Annotated in this window: 18 protein-coding genes and 1 pseudogene; 18 read left to right on the top strand and 1 reads right to left on the bottom strand. The window is 46.7% G+C overall.

Translation table 11 applies throughout. The annotated features are described in order from the left end of the window. Positions 1-219: 219 nt before the first annotated feature. The 9 genes and pseudogenes from KNQ18_RS10655 to pulA all read left to right on the top strand — a co-directional run bounded on the left by KNQ18_RS10655 (position 220) and on the right by pulA (position 11,404). Positions 220-1,512 carry a nucleotide sugar dehydrogenase gene (locus tag KNQ18_RS10655; protein ID WP_215084725.1) on the top strand — a complete coding sequence of 431 codons (1,293 nt, stop codon included), beginning with the start codon at positions 220-222 and terminating at the stop codon, positions 1,510-1,512. Continuing rightward, entirely contained in the window at positions 1,509-2,309 is an 801-nt protein-coding gene (locus tag KNQ18_RS10650) for an ABC transporter permease (protein WP_029341022.1), read from the top strand. Before KNQ18_RS10655 ends, KNQ18_RS10650 begins: the two co-directional genes overlap by 4 nt. Before the next feature lie 11 nt (positions 2,310-2,320). Further along, positions 2,321-3,061, top strand: a pseudogene (locus tag KNQ18_RS10645) (ABC transporter ATP-binding protein); the annotation flags it as partial. A gap of 112 nt (positions 3,062-3,173) precedes the next feature. Further along, the gene (wecB, locus tag KNQ18_RS10640) at positions 3,174-4,274 is read left to right on the top strand and encodes a non-hydrolyzing UDP-N-acetylglucosamine 2-epimerase (protein WP_050678363.1); all 1,101 of its coding nucleotides are present in this window, start codon (positions 3,174-3,176) and stop codon (positions 4,272-4,274) included. Next, positions 4,271-4,756: a hypothetical protein gene (locus tag KNQ18_RS10635; protein ID WP_215084721.1), complete on the top strand. Its 486-nt coding sequence runs from the start codon at positions 4,271-4,273 to the stop codon at positions 4,754-4,756. Before wecB ends, KNQ18_RS10635 begins: the two co-directional genes overlap by 4 nt. Further along, positions 4,746-6,134, top strand: coding sequence for an MBOAT family O-acyltransferase (locus KNQ18_RS10630; protein WP_064300326.1), 1,389 nt, complete (start codon positions 4,746-4,748; stop codon positions 6,132-6,134). The genes KNQ18_RS10635 and KNQ18_RS10630 overlap by 11 nt, the downstream gene beginning before the upstream one ends. Positions 6,135-6,149: 15 nt before the next feature. Then, positions 6,150-7,325, top strand: coding sequence for a DHHW family protein (locus KNQ18_RS10625; protein WP_058265078.1), 1,176 nt, complete (start codon positions 6,150-6,152; stop codon positions 7,323-7,325). Positions 7,326-7,338: 13 nt separating this feature from the next. Further along, entirely contained in the window at positions 7,339-8,265 is a 927-nt protein-coding gene (locus KNQ18_RS10620) for an LCP family protein (protein ID WP_023467480.1), read from the top strand. A gap of 226 nt (positions 8,266-8,491) precedes the next feature. Continuing rightward, positions 8,492-11,404 (top strand): type I pullulanase, encoded by a 2,913-nt coding sequence (pulA, locus tag KNQ18_RS10615; RefSeq protein WP_215084718.1) that lies wholly within the window; start codon positions 8,492-8,494, stop codon positions 11,402-11,404. A gap of 68 nt (positions 11,405-11,472) precedes the next feature. Here the strand turns inward: pulA and KNQ18_RS10610 are convergent, their stop codons facing one another. Next, complete coding sequence (locus tag KNQ18_RS10610; protein WP_050678369.1) at positions 11,473-12,732, bottom strand: dicarboxylate/amino acid:cation symporter; 1,260 nt, start codon at positions 12,730-12,732, stop codon at positions 11,473-11,475. A gap of 313 nt (positions 12,733-13,045) precedes the next feature. Here KNQ18_RS10610 and rpsU point away from each other — a divergent pair, with 313 nt between their 5' ends. From rpsU to KNQ18_RS10565, 9 genes are all read left to right on the top strand, one after another. Continuing rightward, positions 13,046-13,219: a 30S ribosomal protein S21 gene (rpsU, locus tag KNQ18_RS10605; RefSeq protein WP_012369719.1), complete on the top strand. Its 174-nt coding sequence runs from the start codon at positions 13,046-13,048 to the stop codon at positions 13,217-13,219. Positions 13,220-13,240: 21 nt separating this feature from the next. Next, entirely contained in the window at positions 13,241-13,687 is a 447-nt protein-coding gene (locus tag KNQ18_RS10600) for a GatB/YqeY domain-containing protein (protein ID WP_023467485.1), read from the top strand. Positions 13,688-13,868: 181 nt separating this feature from the next. Next, entirely contained in the window at positions 13,869-14,378 is a 510-nt protein-coding gene (locus KNQ18_RS10595) for an NfeD family protein (protein ID WP_047396392.1), read from the top strand. Next, positions 14,375-15,358, top strand: a complete 984-nt coding sequence (gene floA / locus KNQ18_RS10590) for a flotillin-like protein FloA (RefSeq protein WP_023467489.1) — start codon at positions 14,375-14,377, stop codon at positions 15,356-15,358. Before KNQ18_RS10595 ends, floA begins: the two co-directional genes overlap by 4 nt. A gap of 13 nt (positions 15,359-15,371) precedes the next feature. Then, positions 15,372-15,842, top strand: a complete 471-nt coding sequence (locus KNQ18_RS10585) for an MSCRAMM family adhesin SdrC (protein ID WP_215084716.1) — start codon at positions 15,372-15,374, stop codon at positions 15,840-15,842. Between the two features lie 171 nt (positions 15,843-16,013). After that, positions 16,014-16,976 (top strand): PhoH family protein, encoded by a 963-nt coding sequence (locus tag KNQ18_RS10580; protein ID WP_023467492.1) that lies wholly within the window; start codon positions 16,014-16,016, stop codon positions 16,974-16,976. 36 nt (positions 16,977-17,012) lie between these two features. Then, positions 17,013-19,070 (top strand): HD family phosphohydrolase, encoded by a 2,058-nt coding sequence (locus KNQ18_RS10575; RefSeq protein WP_215084714.1) that lies wholly within the window; start codon positions 17,013-17,015, stop codon positions 19,068-19,070. Further along, positions 19,067-19,543 (top strand): rRNA maturation RNase YbeY, encoded by a 477-nt coding sequence (gene ybeY, locus KNQ18_RS10570; RefSeq protein ID WP_029341033.1) that lies wholly within the window; start codon positions 19,067-19,069, stop codon positions 19,541-19,543. Before KNQ18_RS10575 ends, ybeY begins: the two co-directional genes overlap by 4 nt. Beyond that, the gene (locus KNQ18_RS10565) at positions 19,540-19,890 is read left to right on the top strand and encodes a diacylglycerol kinase (protein ID WP_174316054.1); all 351 of its coding nucleotides are present in this window, start codon (positions 19,540-19,542) and stop codon (positions 19,888-19,890) included. Before ybeY ends, KNQ18_RS10565 begins: the two co-directional genes overlap by 4 nt. Positions 19,891-19,926 lie beyond the last annotated feature (36 nt).

Raw genomic sequence — 19,926 nt, 5'->3', positions numbered from 1 at the left:
GTCGTTTTGTTTCATTCGAATAGACACGGAGGATTCGCGAAAGCTTCATAAGATTTACAAAAACGATAGAAAACACTGGAAATGTAAGGTCTGTGAAGAATGGTTTAAGAGATGGTTAGAAGCATTGGAAAGCAAAGGAAATGTCGTTATGGTCTAGTTACAGCCAAGCCACAGACCGTTCGTTGGCTAGTATGACTAACTCGATGGAGGAATGACAAAATGAAACTTTGCACAATCGGACTAGGATATATTGGATTACCTTCTTCTGCGATGTTCGCGGATCATGGCACGGAAGTCGTAGGTGTCGACATCGATCCACAAATCGTCAATCTTCTGAACACGGGAACGATTCATATTGAAGAACCAGGACTCGAGGATGTCATCAAACGAGTCGTCGCGAACGGAAAATTCCGAGCGACACTTACGCCAGAACGAGCAGATGTCTTTTTAATCGCCGTTCCAACTCCTAACTTAAACGATACGTATAAATCGTGTGATTTGAAATATGTCATTTCAGCGATTAATAACATGCTACCCTTCCTTGAAAAAGGGAACGTCGTCATCGTCGAATCGACGATTGCGCCACGAACGATGGATGATCATGTCCGTCCCTTAATCGAAGCAGCTGGATTTACGATCGGTGAGGACATTTATGTCGTCCATTGTCCCGAGCGTGTCTTGCCAGGACAAATCTTACATGAACTTATCCATAATAACCGAATCGTTGGTGGATTGACGCCAGCGTGTGCGGAGGCAGGTGCTGCCGTTTACGAAACATTCGTTCAAGGTGAAATCGTCCGGACAGATGCGAAGACAGCCGAAATGTCGAAGTTGATGGAGAATACGTTCCGCGATGTCAACATTGCTCTCGCAAATGAATTGACGCAAGTATGTCATCAGCTAGAGATCAACGTCTTAGATGTGATTGAGATGGCGAACATGCACCCACGGGTGAACTTGCATCATCCGGGACCGGGAGTGGGTGGTCACTGTCTCGCAGTGGATCCGTACTTCATCGTCGCAAAAGCCCCATCGCTTGCTCGCATCATTCATACGGCACGACAAACGAACGTTCAGATGCCACAATTCGTTGCCGAACAAGCAGCTCGTCTCGTCGGTTCGCGTGTCCGTCCAAAAATCGCCGTCTTTGGTGTCACGTATAAAGGAAACGTCGACGACATGCGCGAGAGTCCAGCTGTCGAAGTCATTGAACAATTACTCGACCGTGGACTTGACGTCGCTGTCTGTGATCCGCACGTCGAACGCTCGATTTCGACACGTTTCGAACTCGTCGATGAGCTGGAGGCGATTCAAGGCGCCGACCTAGCGCTTGTCTTAGTCGACCACGATGAATTCAAACAATTCGATTCACGTCGTCTCGCAAACTACATGCGGACACCGTTACTCTTTGATACGAAAGGGATCGTCAATGAGCTCGACGCTGTCAAAGTCCTGAACTTCGGTAATTTGCATACGCACCGCGTGACGGAAGTGGATGCGAAAGCGATATGAACGCGTTACGAACGATTGGGGGAGAGTTGAAGGATCATCTATATCTGATCTTTCGGCTCTCGCTTTATGAAACAAAGAGTCAATACAGCATGCAATACCTTGGTTGGTTTTGGGAGATCATGACGCCACTTCTCCAAATCGGTGTCTACTGGGTCGTATTCGGCTTCGGGATTCGTGGTGGTCATCCAGTCGATGGAATTCCGTTCGTCTTTTGGCTCGTCAGCGGATTGATTGCTTGGTTCTTCATCGGTAGTACGATTCCAAGTGGTTCCCGGTCGATTTATGGTCGGGTCGCTCTCGTCTCGAAGATGCACTTTCCATTGAGTACGATTCCAGCGTATGTCATTTTGGCACAATTCTACCGTCATCTCGCGATGATTGCTTTGACGATCATTTTAGGGTGTGCCTTCGGTTATTTCCCGGGATGGCATACGCTTGAACTCCTTTATATCGTACCGGCAGGCGTCGTATTCCTATATGCGGTCTCCTTATTGTTATCCGCACTTGCGACGATGATTCGAGATGTACAAAACATGGTGACATCTGCGATCCGCATGCTGATGTATTTGACGCCAATCATGTGGATTCCGCCAGATCACTCGTTATTCAAGATGTTGTTGATGCTAAACCCACTCGTTTATTTGATTGAGGGGTATCGGTCCGCACTCATCGGAACCGGCTATCTGCTCGATCATATGTGGTACGGCGTGTACTTCTGGTGTATGACGCTCGCAATCTTACTTGTTGGAGCATCGATTCACATTCGATTCCGACGCTATTTCATCGATTACGTATAGGAGGGAGAACGATGGGTCATGTCGTGTTTGAGAATGTATCGAAACGGTACATGCTCTATGCCCGACCGATCGACAAGCTAAAGGAAGTGTTGTTCGGTAAGGTGAATGGAAAATCGTTCTATGCTCTAAAGAACGTCTCCTTTTCTGTGGAAGAGGGAGAAATCGTCGGTGTCGTTGGCATCAACGGAAGTGGAAAATCGACACTATCGCATCTGCTTGCTAACGTGACACCACCGACGTACGGTCGGGTCACATTGGGTGGAAAGTCAGCATTGATTGCCATCTCTAGTGGATTGAATAGTCAACTGACAGGGCGAGATAACATTGAATTAAAAGGGCTAATGATGGGCTTGACGAAACGACAAATCGAGACGATTGCTCCAGAAATTCTAGAGTTCGCTGATATCGGGGAGTTTATCGATCAGCCGGTCAAGACATATTCGAGCGGCATGCGAGCTCGAATTGGTTTTGCGATCTCGATTCATATTAATCCAGATATCTTGATCATCGACGAAGCACTCTCAGTCGGAGACCAAACGTTTACCGAAAAGTGCCTCGATAAGATGCGTGAATTCCGCGATCAAGGGAAAACGATTTTTTTCGTCAGTCATTCGCTCAGCCAGGTAAAGAGTTTCTGTACAAAAATCCTTTGGTTGGAATACGGGGAAGTACGTCTATTTGGTCCGACGAACGAAACGTTGGCTGAATACAATAAATATCTATATTGGTACAAACAGTTATCAAAAAAGCAAGCCTCCCATTACGTAGCTAAGAAACGAACGGAACGGATCGGTTCCGTGGATCAGCAAATGATGGGCGAGACGATTGAACAATCGTCATGAAATGAGATAGGGGATGAAGTAAATGAAACGTGTCATGCTTGTATTCGGAACACGACCAGAGGCGATCAAAATGGCGCCGGTCGTCAAAGCACTTGAAAATCGTCAGGACGTCGAACCAATCGTCGTTGTTACAGCACAGCACCGAGAGATGCTCGATCAGGTCCTTGAACTGTTCGAGATCACTCCGGACCATGACTTGGATTTGATGCGTCCGCGTCAGACGTTAGAGGAAATGACGGCGCGTATTTTAAACGCGATGCGTCGCGTCCTCGAAAAGGAACAGCCGGATCTCGTCCTTGTCCATGGGGATACGACGACGACGTTCGCTGCTTCTTTAGCGGCGTTCTATCAACAGATTCCAGTCGGTCATGTGGAAGCAGGATTACGGACATATGAAAAGTATGCGCCGTTCCCTGAAGAGATGAATCGTCAATTGACAGGTGTGTTGGCGGATTATCATTTTGCACCGACTGAACAGGCCGCAATGAACTTACGTGCTGAGAACAAGCAGACGCCAATCATCGTAACCGGTAATACGGTCATCGATGCGTTGAAGACGACTGTATCACCGACATATACACATCCTGTCCTATCGCGCCTAGAGAAGTCGGGACGAAAACTCGTTCTTTTGACGGTTCATCGCCGTGAGAATCATTTACAACTGGCAACGATTTTTGATGCAATCGAGCGACTAGCGAATGAACATCCAGAAATCGAAATCGTCTATCCGGTTCATCCGAATCCGGTCGTACTAGAGGCGGCAGCTCGCTTGGAGCATCATCCGCGGATTCAATTGATCGAACCACTTGATGTATTTGACTTCCATAATCTTGCGGCTCGGGCATCCTTCATTCTGACTGACTCAGGTGGGATTCAAGAGGAAGCACCTTCGCTCGGCGTGCCTGTTCTTGTCTTACGGGAGACGACAGAACGTCCAGAGGGGGTCGAAGCTGGAACGTTGAAGCTCGTCGGGACGAACCCAGAGATGATTTATACGATGAGTCATCAATTGTTGACGGATCAGGTGTTCTATCAATCGATGGCACAAGCGGCGAATCCTTATGGCGATGGACAGGCAGCAGAGCGAATCGTCGATGCCATCATGAGTGAGGTACCTGTATGAGTCAACGTATTCCTCTAGCGATTTATCAGTTCTTTCCATTCGGAACGCAGGAAAAAATCTTGCTTGAGGATGCTACAGATGGTATCTATTTTGATTTTCAAGAAGCGACGGCAGATGACAAATTGTACATTCAGTTGTTTGATCAAGGATTTCAACATCCGCCTTCAAAGTTATACCGGTCAGACGCCACGATTACAGGAGACATCATCGAGGTGACCTGTCATTTCGAAGTCGATGCACCATGTGTCGTTCAGTTATTCAAGATGCAATATGGGCAGAAAAAACGAATGGGATCGGAAACGGAGACCGTCACATTGACGAATGAGACAGTCGTTCATGTACAGATGAAACGAGTACCAGGAGCGAAGTATTTCAAGGTGGCATGGAAGTTCTTGCAAGAGGGGAGCTTCCGGGTCCATCTCCGGGACATTCAGATTGTGCAACATGTCACGGCAGGGGAGGAAGCGACGTATGCTATTTAGTTCGACGATATTCTTATTTCTGTTCTTACCGACTGTATTGATCGTCTATTACCTACTCCCACGCAGCTTCCGAAATGGCTGGCTATTAGTGACGAGTCTATTCTTTTATGCATTCGGAGAACCGCGTTTTGCATTGCTGATGCTACTGAGCGTCACGATCAACTACTTCTTCGCCTTGTTCGTCGATCTGTATCGACACCGAATCGGCGTCAAGTGGATCATGTTCAGTATGATCGCAGTCAATCTGGGGTTACTCGGCTGGTTCAAGTACAGCGGATTTTTTGTTCGTTCAGTCAACGAGACATTCGGATTAGGATGGTTCGTACCAGAGGTCGTCTTGCCACTCGGTATCTCGTTCTATACGTTCCATGCGATGAGTTATGTCATCGACATCTACAAAGGGAAGGAAGCGGTGCAAAAGAATCCGCTTGACCTCGCCCTTTATATCGCGTTCTTTCCCCAACTCGTCGCGGGTCCGATCGTTCGCTATAACACGATTGCGAGCCAAATCGAATCACGAGAAGAGACAGTTTCCGATTTTGCCCGAGGGGTTCGTCGGTTTACGATCGGCTTAGCTAAAAAACTGATTCTTGCCAATGGATGTGGTCAAGTCGCGGATGCCATCTTCAATATGAAAGATCTCTCGATGGGGCTTGCTTGGATTGGCATTATCGCCTACGCCTTACAAATCTATTTCGATTTTTCAGGATATAGTGATATGGCGATTGGACTAGCTTTGATGTTTGGATTTCATTTTCTTGAGAATTTTAACTATCCCTACATTTCAAAGTCCGTTTCTGAATTTTGGCGTCGTTGGCATATTTCGCTCGGATCGTGGTTCCGGGATTATGTCTACATCCCGCTTGGTGGAAATCGTGTCTCACCGTGGTTACAGTATCGCAACTTAGCAATTGTCTGGATGCTGACGGGTCTTTGGCATGGTGCGAGTTGGACGTTCGTCGCGTGGGGAGCGTATTACGGAATCTGGATCATGCTCGAGAAAGCATTTCTCGGGAAATGGTTGGAGAAAACGCCAGTCTTCTCGACCGTTTGGACACTCGTACTCGTGTTGGTCGGTTGGGTATTCTTCCGTTCCGAGACGTTCCCAGAAGCCGTTACGTACATTCAAGCGATGTTCGTACCAGATGTGATCTGGGATGAACGCGCGAGCTATCAGCTTGTCCAAAATGGTGTTCTATTGCTTGTCGCGTGTATCGCAGCGACACCGATTCCGAAAATCATCGGAGAGCGATTAGTCGTGTCACTCGGAAGAATTGGTACGACGATGCAGTATGGATATGCGATGTTGCTACTATTTTTGGCGACATCAGCACTTGTTGCAAGTACGTTTAATCCATTCATCTATTTCCGCTTCTAAAAAGGAGGTCTACTGATGGCACAGCCACTTGAAACAGAAAATAAGCAGGGACAAAAACGGACGACTTCTTTTGAACGGATCATGATGTGGGTGACGACGATCAGTTTTTTACTCATCTTGTTAACGATTGGTATTGGTACGATCGTCCGAGAAGACCGTGTGCGTTCTCAGCTAGAAAATCGTACACTCGCACAATCGGTCAATCCGACGATCGAAGGAATCGCGACTGGAAAAGACATGCTGAAGATGGAGACGTATTTCACGGACCAACTACTTTTGCGAGGGACGTTCGTTGAGATGCAGGCACTACTATCGAAGGATGTCTTCAGACAGCCTTTTCGTAATGGAATCTATACAGCTAAAAATGGCTATATGATCGAACCGAGTGCCTCGACTCAAGTCCAGATTCCAAACGCGTTTCAGCAATTCGTGCAAGAAGTCGATCGACCCGTCTATATGGCGCTAGCTCCATCGAAGACGGTCATTGCTGAACGCGATCAGTTGATCCCATCGTATGTTGCTTCGAATGCACGGACACGTTACGCAGGAATGATTCGTGACTTCAAGGCTGCGGGGATGACGAATTTGTCACTTGATCAATTAAAACTAACGGACTACTTCAAGACGGACCATCACTGGAATATCGACGGAGCAGCGTCAGCATACCAGACGATTACGAAGGGGATGGGATTGCAACCGGTCACACCATCAAAAGCAGATCGTAAAGAGGATGAGCATGCCTATTATGGTTCATTAGCGCGAAAGACGACGCTTGCGTACGCGACGTCCGGTGATCAGTTAGCTTATTATGGACCAGCATTCTTTAAAGGGATCGATGTCTGTTACGACGGGGCATGCGATCGCCCGGTCATTGATGAATCTTTCGTTCAGCAAGAGGGAGATTACGTCGATCGGTATGAAGTATTCTTGCGCGGGAATCATGGCATCATGTCGATGAAGGAGCAGACGAAGAATGATCGACCAACGATTCTCGTCTTAAAGGATTCATTCGCGAATCCAGTCTTACCGTTCCTTGCTAAAAGTGCCAATCTCGAAGTCGTCGACGTTCGTTACGTCCCAAAATCATTCGATGTGTCGCAGTTCGCTAAACAAAAACAAGTCGACTCCGTGCTGTTCCTGCATAACTCGAACATTGCTGGATTGATGAAGACGTATGAAAACACACTATGAAGGAGTTCATGACATGAGATCCCGAATGGCGAAAAGAAAACCACGCCTTGTTTGGCGCGTATTGAGTGCGCTCCTACTAGGGTTCGTTCTGATTGCTAGTACATCAGCTGGTTTAGCTTTTTTAAAAGTGAAGCAAACGGCAGACGCATTTTTAACACCGTTAGATGGAGAGCGGCCGAAGCCACTCGAATCGATGAAGCCGGTCAATGTCTTGTTACTGGGCGTGGATGAACGGAAAAATGATAAGGGACGTGCCGATGCCATCATGCTTCTTTCATTCAATCCAAAAACAAGACAAGCGACTTCCCTGTCCATTCCAAGAGATATGCAGGTAACCGTGCCGTCTGGCGAAAAGACTAAAATCAATCATACCTATGCCTATGGGGGGGTGAAAGAGACAGTCGAAACGGTGGAGCAGACGTTTGAGACCGATATTCCTTATTATGCGAAAATCAACATGGATGGATTGATTGAGTTGGTCGATGCTGTTGGGGGTGTCACGGTCGACAATCCATCTGCCTTTAGTTGGAACGACCGTCGTCTTCAAAAGGAGTATGAGAAAGGGAAAATTCATCTGACGGGTCTTGAAGCGAGTGGTTATGCTCGGATGCGAAAGCAAGATCCACTCGGCGATATGGGTCGACAAATTCGTCAGCGTCAAGTGCTAGAAGCAGTCGGAATGAAGCTTGCTGGACCACAGTTGTTGACGCAACTCGAAAAGATCACGGATGTCATGAAAAACAACTTTACGACGAATATCGGACTTGATGTCGCAGCGCAGCTAGCACAGGAGAATCAGCGTGGGTTCGAACAATTGAAGCCGCTGAAAATCGAGGGAGAAGGATATATCGCAAGTGATGGTGTCTGGTATTTCTTTGCATCGGACGAATCAATGGAACAGACGAAGCAGACGATCGCTAAACTTCTCGCACGATCGTAAGTCATAATTAGTATTACCATCAAATAAACAAGGTTGAGCGTCTCTAGCAAATGATTGTGGAGGCGCTTTTTCCTATCTTTCTCTTAAGTAACGCATCATTCTTTTTGAAAAAAGTGCTTGGTTCAAAAGTCTTATTTTCGATCAAATCGATGAAATAGGCTTTGACAGGACTTGTAAACGGATGCAAAATGAAAACGATTACATACCAAAAGGAGATGGCTACCGTATGAAACGCATGAAATTCGTCTGTATCGTTGCGCTAACGTTTGCACTGATATTTAGTGGACTCTCTTTATCCGGTCAAGCACTGGAAAAAGGGAAGTCGACATTGGTCATCATTCACTACAAGGAAGACCCGAATGCCACAAAGGATTGGAATCTATGGTTATGGGCAAATGGGCCGGATTATTTTCCGAATAAAGCCCACGCTTTTAACGGTGAGGATGCTTACGGAAAAATCGCAGCTTATGAATTTCCAGTTGATCAGCCGGAAAAAATCGGCTTCATCGTTCGAGATGACAATTGGAACAAGGATGGGGGATCTGAGAATGATCGCTTCATTACGAAAGACATGATTAAAAATGGTGTTGCTGAAATTTGGATCGAGTCGGGAAGCAAGGACATCTCGACAGTCAATCCAAGCAATGGAGCAGATGTCGAAAAAATTGATACGAACATCCACTATTACCGGTATGACAATGATTACGACAAGTACGGTGTCTGGTCTTGGCCGGAAGAGCAAGATGGCAAGCGTTTCGAGTTCGATCAGCAGGATGAGTTCGGTGCCATTGCCAAGGTAACGCTCGATAACCCAACGAAAGCACGTCTTGCAGGCGTCATTCCTCATCTTGAGGGTTGGTCGGAAAAAGACGGAGCTGATCGTTTCTTTTATGCAGGGGCGAAAGACATCTGGTTGATTGAAGGGGATCAGACGGTATACTACAGCAAACCGGAAATTGATCGCACACCTAAAATCACAAGCTTTTTAGCAGATGACTTCCGGACGATGACATTAAAAACGAATGCACCGCTGACGGAAGAAGACTTAAAGGCATTTACGTTTGAAGGCGTGACGAATCCAGTCGTGTCAGCAATCGATGCCAAAACGGTAAAAGTCGAAGTCACTTCAGATATCGATTTAGCAAAAGTCGTCCGAGCATCTCATCCTGTTTTTGGAGAAGCAATTCTTGAAGCAGGTAAAGTGCTCCGTTCGAAAGCATTCGACCAAAAGTATGCCTACGATGGAAAACTCGGTGTCGACTATCAAAAATCGAAGACGACGTTTAAAGTCTGGGCACCGACAGCACAAGCCGTCGAGCTCGAATTGTATCGCTTACCAAAACAAGAAGCTGCTACGACAAAAGATATCACGCGCGAAATCAAGATGGAACGAACGGATCGTGGTGTGTATCAAGTAACAGTCAAGGGCGATCTTGACGGTGTCGGATACACATACGAAGTCAAACACGCCAAAGAATCAACGCGTGCTGTTGATCCGTATGCGACAGCAGTCGCCGTCAATGGCGACCAAGGTGTCGTCGTCGACTTACGCGAGACGGATCCAAAACGCTGGACGAATGGGAAAATGCCACTTCGCCATGCGACAGACGCGATCATCTATGAATCACACGTCCGTGATTTATCGATGTTTGATGTGACGAATTCAGGTTACGATTCAGGCATCAAACAAAAAGGGAAGTACCTTGGCGTCATCGAGCCAGGTACGCGTTTGACGAAGGATGGTAAGAAAACGAAGACGAAGACGGGGCTTGATCATCTGAAGGAACTTGGCATCACGCACGTTCAGTTCATTCCAGTCTATGATTTCAACACAGCGTCCGTCGATGAGACGAACCCGCTTAAATCGTATAACTGGGGTTATGATCCGAAGAACTATAACGCACCAGAAGGATCGTATGCGACAAACCCCTATGATCCAAAAGTCCGAATCACAGAAATGAAGCAGATGATTCAAGGACTACATGACAATGGACTTCGTGCTGTCATGGACGTCGTTTACAACCACATGTTTGACGCAAAGGCATCAAACCTTGATAAAATCGTCCCTGGTTATTACTACCGTTATACAGAAGGCGGCGATTTAGCGAACGGAACTGGTGTCGGAAACGATACAGCATCTGAGCGTCAAATGATGCACAAATTGATCGTTGACTCTGTCTCATATTGGGCGAAAGAATACCACTGGGACGGATTCCGCTTTGACTTAATGGGCATTCACGACGTCAAGACGATGAATGCTGTCAAACAGGCGACAAAACGAATTGATCCGTCGATTCTTGTATTCGGAGAAGGGTGGAGCCTTGGAACACCACTTCCGGAGACGGATAAGGCAAACCAAACGAATACAAAACAAATGCCAGGAATCGGACATTTCAATGACAATCTACGCGATGCGCTCAAAGGTAGCGTCTTCATCGATTCAGATGCTGGTTTCATTAACGGAACAACGGGTCTTGAAACGCGCATCAAACGCGGAATCGTCGGAGAAATTGCTTATGACAAAGAGATTCAAGGATTTACGCAAGAACCAGATCAAGCCATCACTTACGTTGAAGCACATGACAACCATACGCTCTGGGATAAGTTGAACCTGACGAATCCGCAAGACAATGACGCAACGAAGACAAAGATGCATCGTTTGGCTTCAAGCATCTTGTTGACGTCACAAGGAACGACGTTCATCCATGCAGGACAGGACTTCATGCGGACGAAGGGCGGCGACCATAATTCATATAAATCACCGGATTCTGTCAATCAGCTCGATTGGAAACGGAAGATGGACCGTCAACAAGACGTTGATTATATGACAGGATTGATCGAGTTACGCAAAAAGAATCCAGTACTTCATTTAGCAACAGCAAAAGACATTCGTCGTTACCTGACGTTTGAAACAGCACCGGCACAAGTCATCGCTTATCGACTAGATGATGCTGCGCCACAACAAAAGGATGATCTCTACGTCATTCATAATGCGAATCGAACAGCAGTCGATATGAAGCTACCGACAGGAAAATGGAAGTTGCTTGTAGATGGTAAACAAGCAGGAACCAAAGCAATCCGTAAAGTATCAGGTACGGTTCGTGTCGAAGGACTTAGCTCATTCGTCTTATCAAAATAAGTGAACAGATAAAAAAGGACGTTCCGCAGTTGGCGGAACGTCCTTTTCGTCAGTCGAGAAACGTGCAATCAAGCGTAACGCTCATCCGTTTCTTCGTTCTCTTCTTCTTTCAGATTACCTTCTTCCGATTTCGAGACGATGACGGCACATGCTGCGTCACCAGTAATGTTGACGGCTGTCCGCATCATATCAAGAAGACGATCGACACCGATGATCAATGCAATCCCTTCGACCGGTAGATTGACCGACTGGAGAACCATCGTCAGCATGACGAGACCGACACCCGGTACACCGGCTGTACCGACTGATGCAAGAACAGCTGTCAGGACGACAGTCGCAAGTTGACCTGGCGTCAAATCTACAGCGTAGACTTGCGCGATGAAGACAGTCGCGACACCTTGCATGATCGCTGTTCCATCCATATTGATCGTCGCACCAAGAGGTTGGACGAAACTTGAGACGGAACGCGGAACCTTCAACTCTTTTTGAGCCGTTTGCATCGCAACAGGAAGTGTTGCGTTCGACGAAGACGTCGAGAAAGCAAACAGCATGACAGGTGCGAACTTCTTAAAGAAGAAGAACGGGTTCATCTTCCCAAGAAGTGAAACAGTCGAACCATACGTCAATACGGAATGGACGAATAGTGACAAGATGACGACACCCATATAAAGTCCCATTGCTTTTAGCGAATCCCACCCTTGAGAACCGACGGCTGATGCGATCAAAGCAAATGCTCCGAGCGGTGCCATTTTCATGACGAGCGTGATCAAGTACGTCATTAAATCATTACCCTGCTCGATGAACGTCCGTAGTGTCGAGACTTTTTGACCGAGGAACGTGATCCCAAAACCGATAAAGACACTGAAGACGATGATTTGTAGCATATTTCCTTCCGCCATCGACGTGATCGGGTTCGTCGGGAACATACCAACGATTGTGTTGATTATGCTCGTATCTGGTAGATTTCCGTTATCATATTCCAGACCTTGCGTCTCGAAGTTACCAAACGTACCCGGTTTGATCAGTAATGACAAACCGAGAGCAATGACAATTGCGACAGCTGTCGTCGTCATGAAGTAAGTGATGGCTTTACCACCAACACGACCAAGCTCTTTTGGATTTCCAAGTCCCATGACGCCAAGGGCGATTGAGAAGAAGACGATCGGTACGACGAGCATCTTAATTAAGTTCAGGAAGATCGTTCCGATGGGTTGTAAAGCATATTTATTCAATCCCTCATAAATCGACTTGTCCGGTAAGGAAGCGAGGACGATTCCGAGAATCACCCCGAGAATCAATCCCCAAATGATGCGCTTTGCTTCTTTCATAAGTGATGTCACACTCCTTTATTTGATAATTGTCTATATTTTGACACATCATCACCCTTTTTGACAAAACATTTTAAAAAATACATGATAACGCTTACAAAAAAGTTTCTGGATTTTGATGCAGGAATGACTAGATTTTGTTGTCAAACGGATGCAACCATGAGAGGATAGATAAGAACAAAAAGGAACAGCGTAGGGTACAGAAAAGTCGCTAGAATCAACTGTTGACCAAATTGTATATTCCTACTATAATGTTGTATGACGTGTCTGACACGTTTCCTTTAGTCGGTAATATCGGAGGGAGGGAAAACTAGTGGAAACTCGTGTACGTAAAAATGAATCACTTGAAGACGCACTTCGTCGCTTCAAACGTGGTGTTTCAAAAGATGGTACGCTTGCAGAAGTTCGTAAACGTAAACACTACGAAAAGCCAAGTGTAAAACGTAAGCTTAAATCGGAGGCTGCGCGTAAGCGTAAGAAGTTCTAACGTTAGAGAGGGTGTATCCTCATGAGTCTTCAGGAGCGTTTGACAGCGGATATGAAAGAAGCCATGCGTCTACGTGAAAAAGATCGTCTTACGACGATTCGGATGGTGAAATCATCGTTGCAAAATGAAACGATCAAACTCGGTAAGCAAGAATTGACAGACGAGGAAGAATTAACGATTCTTTCACGTGAAATGAAGCAGCGCAACGACTCCCTCCGAGAATTCGAAAGCGCTGGTCGTCACGATCTCGTCGAGAAAATTCAAGCAGAGATTGTCGTGCTCGAAGCTTATATGCCAAAACAGCTTTCCGAGGAAGAAGTACAGGAAATCGTCGACGCAGCTATTGCGCAGACGGGTGCCTCTGCTCCTTCAGATATGGGGAAAGTAATGGGTATCGTCATGCCACAGCTTAAAGGCAAGGCAGACGGTGCGTTAATTAATCGACTCGTCAAACAACGGCTCGCTTAATACATGAAAAAGGTGTCCTTCGGGGCACCTTTTTTGTCGTTCTTGTCACAATTAAAAGTTTCTTAATGAATTCAGAATAGTCATGAAACCTTTTTGTTTTGAAAGCGTATATAATTATAGTAACGAATCAAAGTGCAAAAGAAGCAGCTTCTGACACGAATGAAAAGGGGTGAACGTACGCATGACGTTTAGCTTAGGGATGATTTTGGCGGTCTTCATGATCGGGGTCCTCATGTTACTGGTCGAAATATTCGTCACAGGGTTCGGAATCTTTGGAGTCCTCGGAATCGGCGCTGTCCTTGCTAGTCTGATCATGGCAGGTGCTACAGTTGGTCAAGTAGGCATAGCGGTTGGACTTGCTGTATTTCTATCACTTGCGGCCGGATACTGGGCATATCGCAGAATTAAATCGAATCAATCCTTATTATGGAGAGGTTTGATTTTGACAGATTCCACATCGTCTGAAAAAGGCTATCTTTCTCATCAAGACAAAGTGCAACTGTTAGGACAAGAAGGAGTCAGTCTGACACCTCTCCGTCCGTCAGGAACAATTGAAATCGACGGAAATCGAATCGATGCGGTTACGGAAGGGACCTTCATTCAAGCGGGGGAAACGATCGTCGTAAAAGAAGTGACGCATGGACGCGTCATTGTTAGAGTCCAACATACGAAGGAGGAGTCCCACACATGACACCTGAATTATTGACTGTATTACTCATATCCGGAGGAATTTTAATTTTCCTCGCCATCTTCTTCACGCTCGTTCCGATTCCACTTTGGATTAGCTCGCTCGCAGCGGGAGTGCGCGTATCGATCTTTACATTAGTTGGGATGCGTCTTCGTCGAGTAACACCGTCTAAGATCGTCAATCCGTTGATCAAGGCGGTTAAAGCGGGATTGAACTTGAATACGAACCAACTGGAAAGTCACTTCCTTGCTGGTGGTAACGTTGACCGCGTCGTCAATGCCTTGATTGCAGCACACCGTGCGAATATCGAGTTGAGCTTCGAACGCGCAGCGGCGATTGATCTTGCTGGTCGTAACGTTTTGGAAGCTGTTCAAATGTCGGTTAACCCGAAAGTCATCGAAACACCATTCATTGCCGGTGTGGCGATGAACGGGATTGAAGTGAAAGCGAAAGCCCGGATCACGGTACGTGCGAACATCGATCGTCTCGTCGGTGGTGCTGGGGAAGAAACGGTCATCGCACGTGTTGGTGAGGGTGTCATCTCAACAATTGGTTCGTGTAATGACCAAAAAGAAGTACTTGAGAATCCAGAGATGATCTCACGGACGGTTCTTGCAAAAGGACTCGATTCGGGTACGGCGTTCGAGATTCTCTCGATTGATATTGCAGATATTGATATCGGTAAGAATATCGGTGCGGTTCTGCAGACGGATCAAGCAGAAGCAGATAAGAACATTGCGCAAGCGAAAGCCGAAGAACGTCGCGCAATGGCGATCGCAAGTGAACAAGAGATGAAATCACGTGTTGAAGAGATGCGTGCGAAGGTTGTCGCTGCTGAAGCGGAAGTGCCGCTTGCTATCGCTGAAGCGATGCGTGACGGTAACTTTGGTGTCATGGATTATGCGAACTACTTGAACGTGACAGCAGATACGAAAATGCGCCAAGCAATCGGTGGGCAATCATCACCAAATGACTCACAATAAAGGGTGAGACGGTATGGATATCATATGGGTCGGATTGATGATCGCATTCGGTGTCATCTCCGTCATCTCAAAAGCAGCAGATAAAAAACCGAAGCAGACGAACCGAACTCCTTCAAAGGAGTTCGGTGAATATGTGAAGCAAATGACCGAACAGGTCGATACGATGCGACAAGAGACGGTACCTCCACCTGTCGTTCGTAAAAAAGCACCCGCGAAGAAACAACCGGGGGTAACGCAAACGAAAGCGCGACCAGTTCATGAACGAACGGAATTGCAACAACGTTTGGACCAACGTCAAAAGCAACATTCGAAAAAAGGGATGTCCTCATCGACGATTGGCGAAATCAAAGATAGCGTAGCAAATGGTGCCATTGGATCGTCTAGTCGTTCAGCATCAGCAACGACGATTTCACAAGATGAAATGCGACGTGCCATCGTTTGGAGTGAAGTTCTTGGTGCGTCTGTTTCCAAGCGCAAACGCTAATATTTGTCTAGTGAGTCGATCCTACGAAACGCGTAGGATCGACTCTTTTTATTTCCTAAAAGGTGGGAACGGGTTTTTCTTTCCATCTTTTCGGCGGAAGTGCTAAAGTGGAAGAGATTAGATATGAAGCGATGACAACTTGTTATCCATGACTAGGAGGCCATTCACAACGTGATATTCAACGAAAGAATCCCATTTGCATTTTCGAATTCAGAACAGATTCAAGCATTCGTCGGTCCGAATGATGCAGTCTTACGTACGATGGAAGCAGAACTTGACGTTCAGCTGACCCATCGAGGAGATGAGCTGTTGGCACAATCCGAACAGGAGCAGTCTGTGATCTTAGCAGGACAGGTCGTAGGCGTCTTGAAACAACTTGTGAATCGCGGAGCTGTTTTAACGGAACGTGACGCGACGAGCGCCATTCAACTTGCACGTCAAGATCGTGTGGATGAACTGCTAGAACTTTACGATACGGTCATTCATACGAATCATAAAGGAAAACCACTTCGTGCAAAGACACTCGGTCAAGCACGTTACGTTCGGGGAATCGACCGCTGTGATTTGACATTTGGTATTGGGCCAGCGGGAACCGGAAAAACGTATCTTGCTGTCGTGATGGCAGCAAAAGCGTTAAAAGAAGGTCACGTCAAACGACTCGTCCTGACGCGTCCGGCAGTAGAAGCAGGAGAAAATCTAGGATTCCTTCCAGGGGATCTTAAAGAAAAAGTCGATCCCTATCTACGTCCTCTGTACGATGCGCTACATGACGTGCTTGGTGTCGAACATACGGCTCGTCTGCTTGAACGTGGTGTCATCGAAATCGCACCGCTTGCTTACATGCGAGGACGGACGCTTGAACATGCTTTTGTCATTCTCGATGAAGCGCAAAATACGACACGGGAACAAATGAAGATGTTCCTGACGCGTCTCGGATTCCATTCGAAGATGATTGTTACGGGCGATTTAACACAAGTCGATCTTCCGCGTGGAAAAACGTCTGGTCTACAAGAAGCGTTACATTTGCTCGGCAATGTCAAAGGGATTCATTTTGAGCACTTTGGCTCAGCTGATGTCGTACGTCACCCACTTGTCCGAAAAATCGTTGATGCTTATAGTCAGGATTTGACCTAAGCCGTTACGGAAATAGAGGAAAAAGGGGGAGATGATATGCGCAAGGTTGGGGTCTGGGTCGGTCTTTTGACAGTAATATTCTATCTCATCGTATCGACGATGATGTATGTCAGCGTTCGACCAGAAGCCTTGTCCGCAGAACCATTCTCAATTGCAGAAGAAGATATCCGGTCACCCTTGACGATGGAGGACCGGGTCGCAACAAATCAAATCAAGGAAAATTCGGTTGCTGCAATCGAGAGTCAGTATACGATCAAACAAGAGTATGCAGCACAGCAAATTGATAAAGTCGAACAACTTTTTGCGAGTTTGTCCGGTATTAAAAAAACAAATGAGATCGGTAAAATCAAACAGCGTCTGCGTGGAACAGAGGCAGCGACACTGTTGAAGGATGATGAGTTACGCTTGCTTGTGACGTCGACGACAGCACTGCGGAATACGACACGTGACGTCGTCATTACAGCGATTGAAGAAGCGATGCGTCAACGCATCTCGTCCGATGGTGGTGAAGTAGCGGAAGCACGTGAGAATGCACGGACGGATATCGAACGTTCGCCACTCTCCTTTTCACTAAAAGCAGTCGCTAAAGCGTTGACCGATCAACTGATCGTGACGAACTACGTCTATGATCCGGAAAAAACGGAACAGCTCCGTAAACAGACGAGTGATAAAGTCGAACCGGTTATCATTTCAGAAGGTGAAGTGATCGTCAAACGAGGCGAAGTGATTTCACAAGATGCCTATCGTCAGCTACAACTCGTCGGATTGATTTCTGATCGACAGTCGTTGAAACCGTTACTCGGTGCGATGCTGATCAGTGCGTTGATGACTGCCTTTTTATTTGGCTTCATTCACCGTTCGAAACTGCGATACGCTCAAATGGGGCGGATTCGTTTATTCGGGCTTGTCTATCTCGTCGTCAGTCTACAATTACTCGTCATGTATGGTATGGCGTTCTTAGCAGACGACATCAATCCAGCATTTTACTTACTCACGCCGACCGCTTTTGCTGCGCTCGTCCTGCGCAATTTATTGAACGAACGGATTGCCTTATCAAGCTCTCTTTTTACGGCGCTAGCGGGAACGTTCTTCTATAGTGCGAATCAAAACTTCAGCTTCAATATCGCAATCTATTTGTTGGTTGGTGGGTTAGTCGCAACATTTTTCCTACAATCTAGTTTGTCGCGTCGTCGTATTTTCATGAGCAGTATTTCGATTGCCGGAGCAAACATCGCGATTTTCTTAGCATTCGTCCTGTTACGAAGTGGTACGTTCGAACTGCGAGAAACGCTGATTTTAATCGGTTTTGCGATTGCGAGTGGTATATTGAGTGCCGTCCTAGCAATTGGACTATTGCCGTTTCTTGAAATGACGTTCGGTATTTTAGCACCGACCCGTCTACTCGAACTGTTGAACCCGACGCATCCGTTACTCAAAAAATTATTAGTTGAAGCACCGGGAACATACCATCACAGCATGATGGTCGCGAACTTAGCAGAAACAGCCTGTGAAGCAATCGGAGCAGATGGCTTGCTTGCACGAGTCGGCGCCTACTATCATGATTTAGGAAAAACGCGACGACCGCTTTATTTCATTGAGAACCAGCATGGACGTAATCCACATGATCGATTGACACCAGAAGAGTCGGCGCGTGTCATTTTGGCACATACCGAGGATGGTGTTGAATTACTCGAAGACGCAAAGCTGCCTGCAGCCATCGTCGATATTTGCCGCCAGCATCATGGAACCTCTCTGCTGCGATACTTTTATGTCAAGGCAGCAGAACAAGGGGAGGTCGATGAGGAGACGTTCCGTTACACGGGTCCGAAACCACAAACCCGTGAAGCGGCGGTCATCATGATCGTTGACTCGATTGAAGCGGCCGTTCGTTCGATGAAAGCCCCTTCAGAAGAAGGAATTCGGGACTTGGTCGCGAAAATCATTCGTGAAAAGATGATGGATGATCAATTTGCGGAATGTGACATTACGACACGCGAGATTTATCGCGTCGGTGAAAGTGCGTGTCATACCTTATCCGGTTTGTTCCATGAACGAATCGAGTATCCAGAATTAAAGAAAGAGGCAACGACATGAATATTTATATGACAGACGAAAATAATCGTCTAACGGAAGAACAACGACAGCTTGTCGAATCGATTTTGATTTACACGGCGGAACAGGAAGAAGTCGATTCAAATAGTGAGTTGTCCGTGACTTTCGTTTCAAACGATGAGATTCAAGAGATCAATCGTGAATGGCGTGGAAAGGATCAGGCAACGGACGTCATTTCCTTTGCGATGGAAGAACTCGGTGAAGATGAAATCGATTTTGGATTGCTCGAAGACGAACCAATCGTCCTCGGTGATTTGATCATTTCCGTGGAACGGTGTCGCGAACAAGCGGCAGAGTATGGCAATCATTTCGAGCGAGAGCTCGGTTTCCTCGCTGTCCATGGTTTCCTCCATTTACTCGGATATGATCACATTGAAAAAGCAGATGAGGAAGTCATGACGAAGCGACAGGAGGAAATCCTGCATCACTTCGAGTTATATCGGGGCACATTGTGAAAAGCTGGTGGCAACCGTTTCGGCATGCCATGAACGGATTGCGCCAATCGATTCGAGAAGAACGGCATATGAAGGTTCACGTGGCAGTTGGTGCCATCGTGTTACTTGTCGCCTTTTTATTACCATTGACGTCTGTCGAACGAGCGATCCTCTTCTTGACGGTCGGGATCGTCATCAGTGCCGAGATGTTCAATACAGCGTTTGAACGCGTCGTTGATCTCGTGACACAGGAATGGCATCCGCTGGCAAAAGCAGTCAAGGATATTGCAAGTGGAGCTGTTTTAGTGTTGGCGCTTACATCTATTGCAATTGCACTATGCATCTTCATCCCATATTTGGTACAATAAGAATCCGGCCTTTTTGGCCAATACCGTTCCTAAGAA

The sequence above is a fragment of the Exiguobacterium sp. s78 genome (genome assembly GCF_018618985.1).
Classification (GTDB): domain Bacteria; phylum Bacillota; class Bacilli; order Exiguobacteriales; family Exiguobacteriaceae; genus Exiguobacterium_A; species Exiguobacterium_A abrahamii.
This window is presented reverse-complemented; position numbering and strand designations above follow the sequence as displayed.

Coding starts and splice junctions, on each gene's coding strand:
- KNQ18_RS10595 (WP_047396392.1), top strand. CDS start 13,869: ATGACGTTTAGCTTAGGGATGATTTTGGCGGTCTTCATGATCGGGGTC.
- KNQ18_RS10635 (WP_215084721.1), top strand. CDS start 4,271: ATGAGTCAACGTATTCCTCTAGCGATTTATCAGTTCTTTCCATTCGGA.
- KNQ18_RS10630 (WP_064300326.1), top strand. CDS start 4,746: ATGCTATTTAGTTCGACGATATTCTTATTTCTGTTCTTACCGACTGTA.
- KNQ18_RS10610 (WP_050678369.1), bottom strand. CDS start 12,732: ATGAAAGAAGCAAAGCGCATCATTTGGGGATTGATTCTCGGGGTGATT.
- KNQ18_RS10620 (WP_023467480.1), top strand. CDS start 7,339: ATGAGATCCCGAATGGCGAAAAGAAAACCACGCCTTGTTTGGCGCGTA.
- KNQ18_RS10625 (WP_058265078.1), top strand. CDS start 6,150: ATGGCACAGCCACTTGAAACAGAAAATAAGCAGGGACAAAAACGGACG.
- KNQ18_RS10650 (WP_029341022.1), top strand. CDS start 1,509: ATGAACGCGTTACGAACGATTGGGGGAGAGTTGAAGGATCATCTATAT.
- KNQ18_RS10575 (WP_215084714.1), top strand. CDS start 17,013: ATGCGCAAGGTTGGGGTCTGGGTCGGTCTTTTGACAGTAATATTCTAT.
- wecB (WP_050678363.1), top strand. CDS start 3,174: ATGAAACGTGTCATGCTTGTATTCGGAACACGACCAGAGGCGATCAAA.
- KNQ18_RS10600 (WP_023467485.1), top strand. CDS start 13,241: ATGAGTCTTCAGGAGCGTTTGACAGCGGATATGAAAGAAGCCATGCGT.
- KNQ18_RS10585 (WP_215084716.1), top strand. CDS start 15,372: ATGGATATCATATGGGTCGGATTGATGATCGCATTCGGTGTCATCTCC.
- floA (WP_023467489.1), top strand. CDS start 14,375: ATGACACCTGAATTATTGACTGTATTACTCATATCCGGAGGAATTTTA.
- ybeY (WP_029341033.1), top strand. CDS start 19,067: ATGAATATTTATATGACAGACGAAAATAATCGTCTAACGGAAGAACAA.
- KNQ18_RS10655 (WP_215084725.1), top strand. CDS start 220: ATGAAACTTTGCACAATCGGACTAGGATATATTGGATTACCTTCTTCT.
- pulA (WP_215084718.1), top strand. CDS start 8,492: ATGAAACGCATGAAATTCGTCTGTATCGTTGCGCTAACGTTTGCACTG.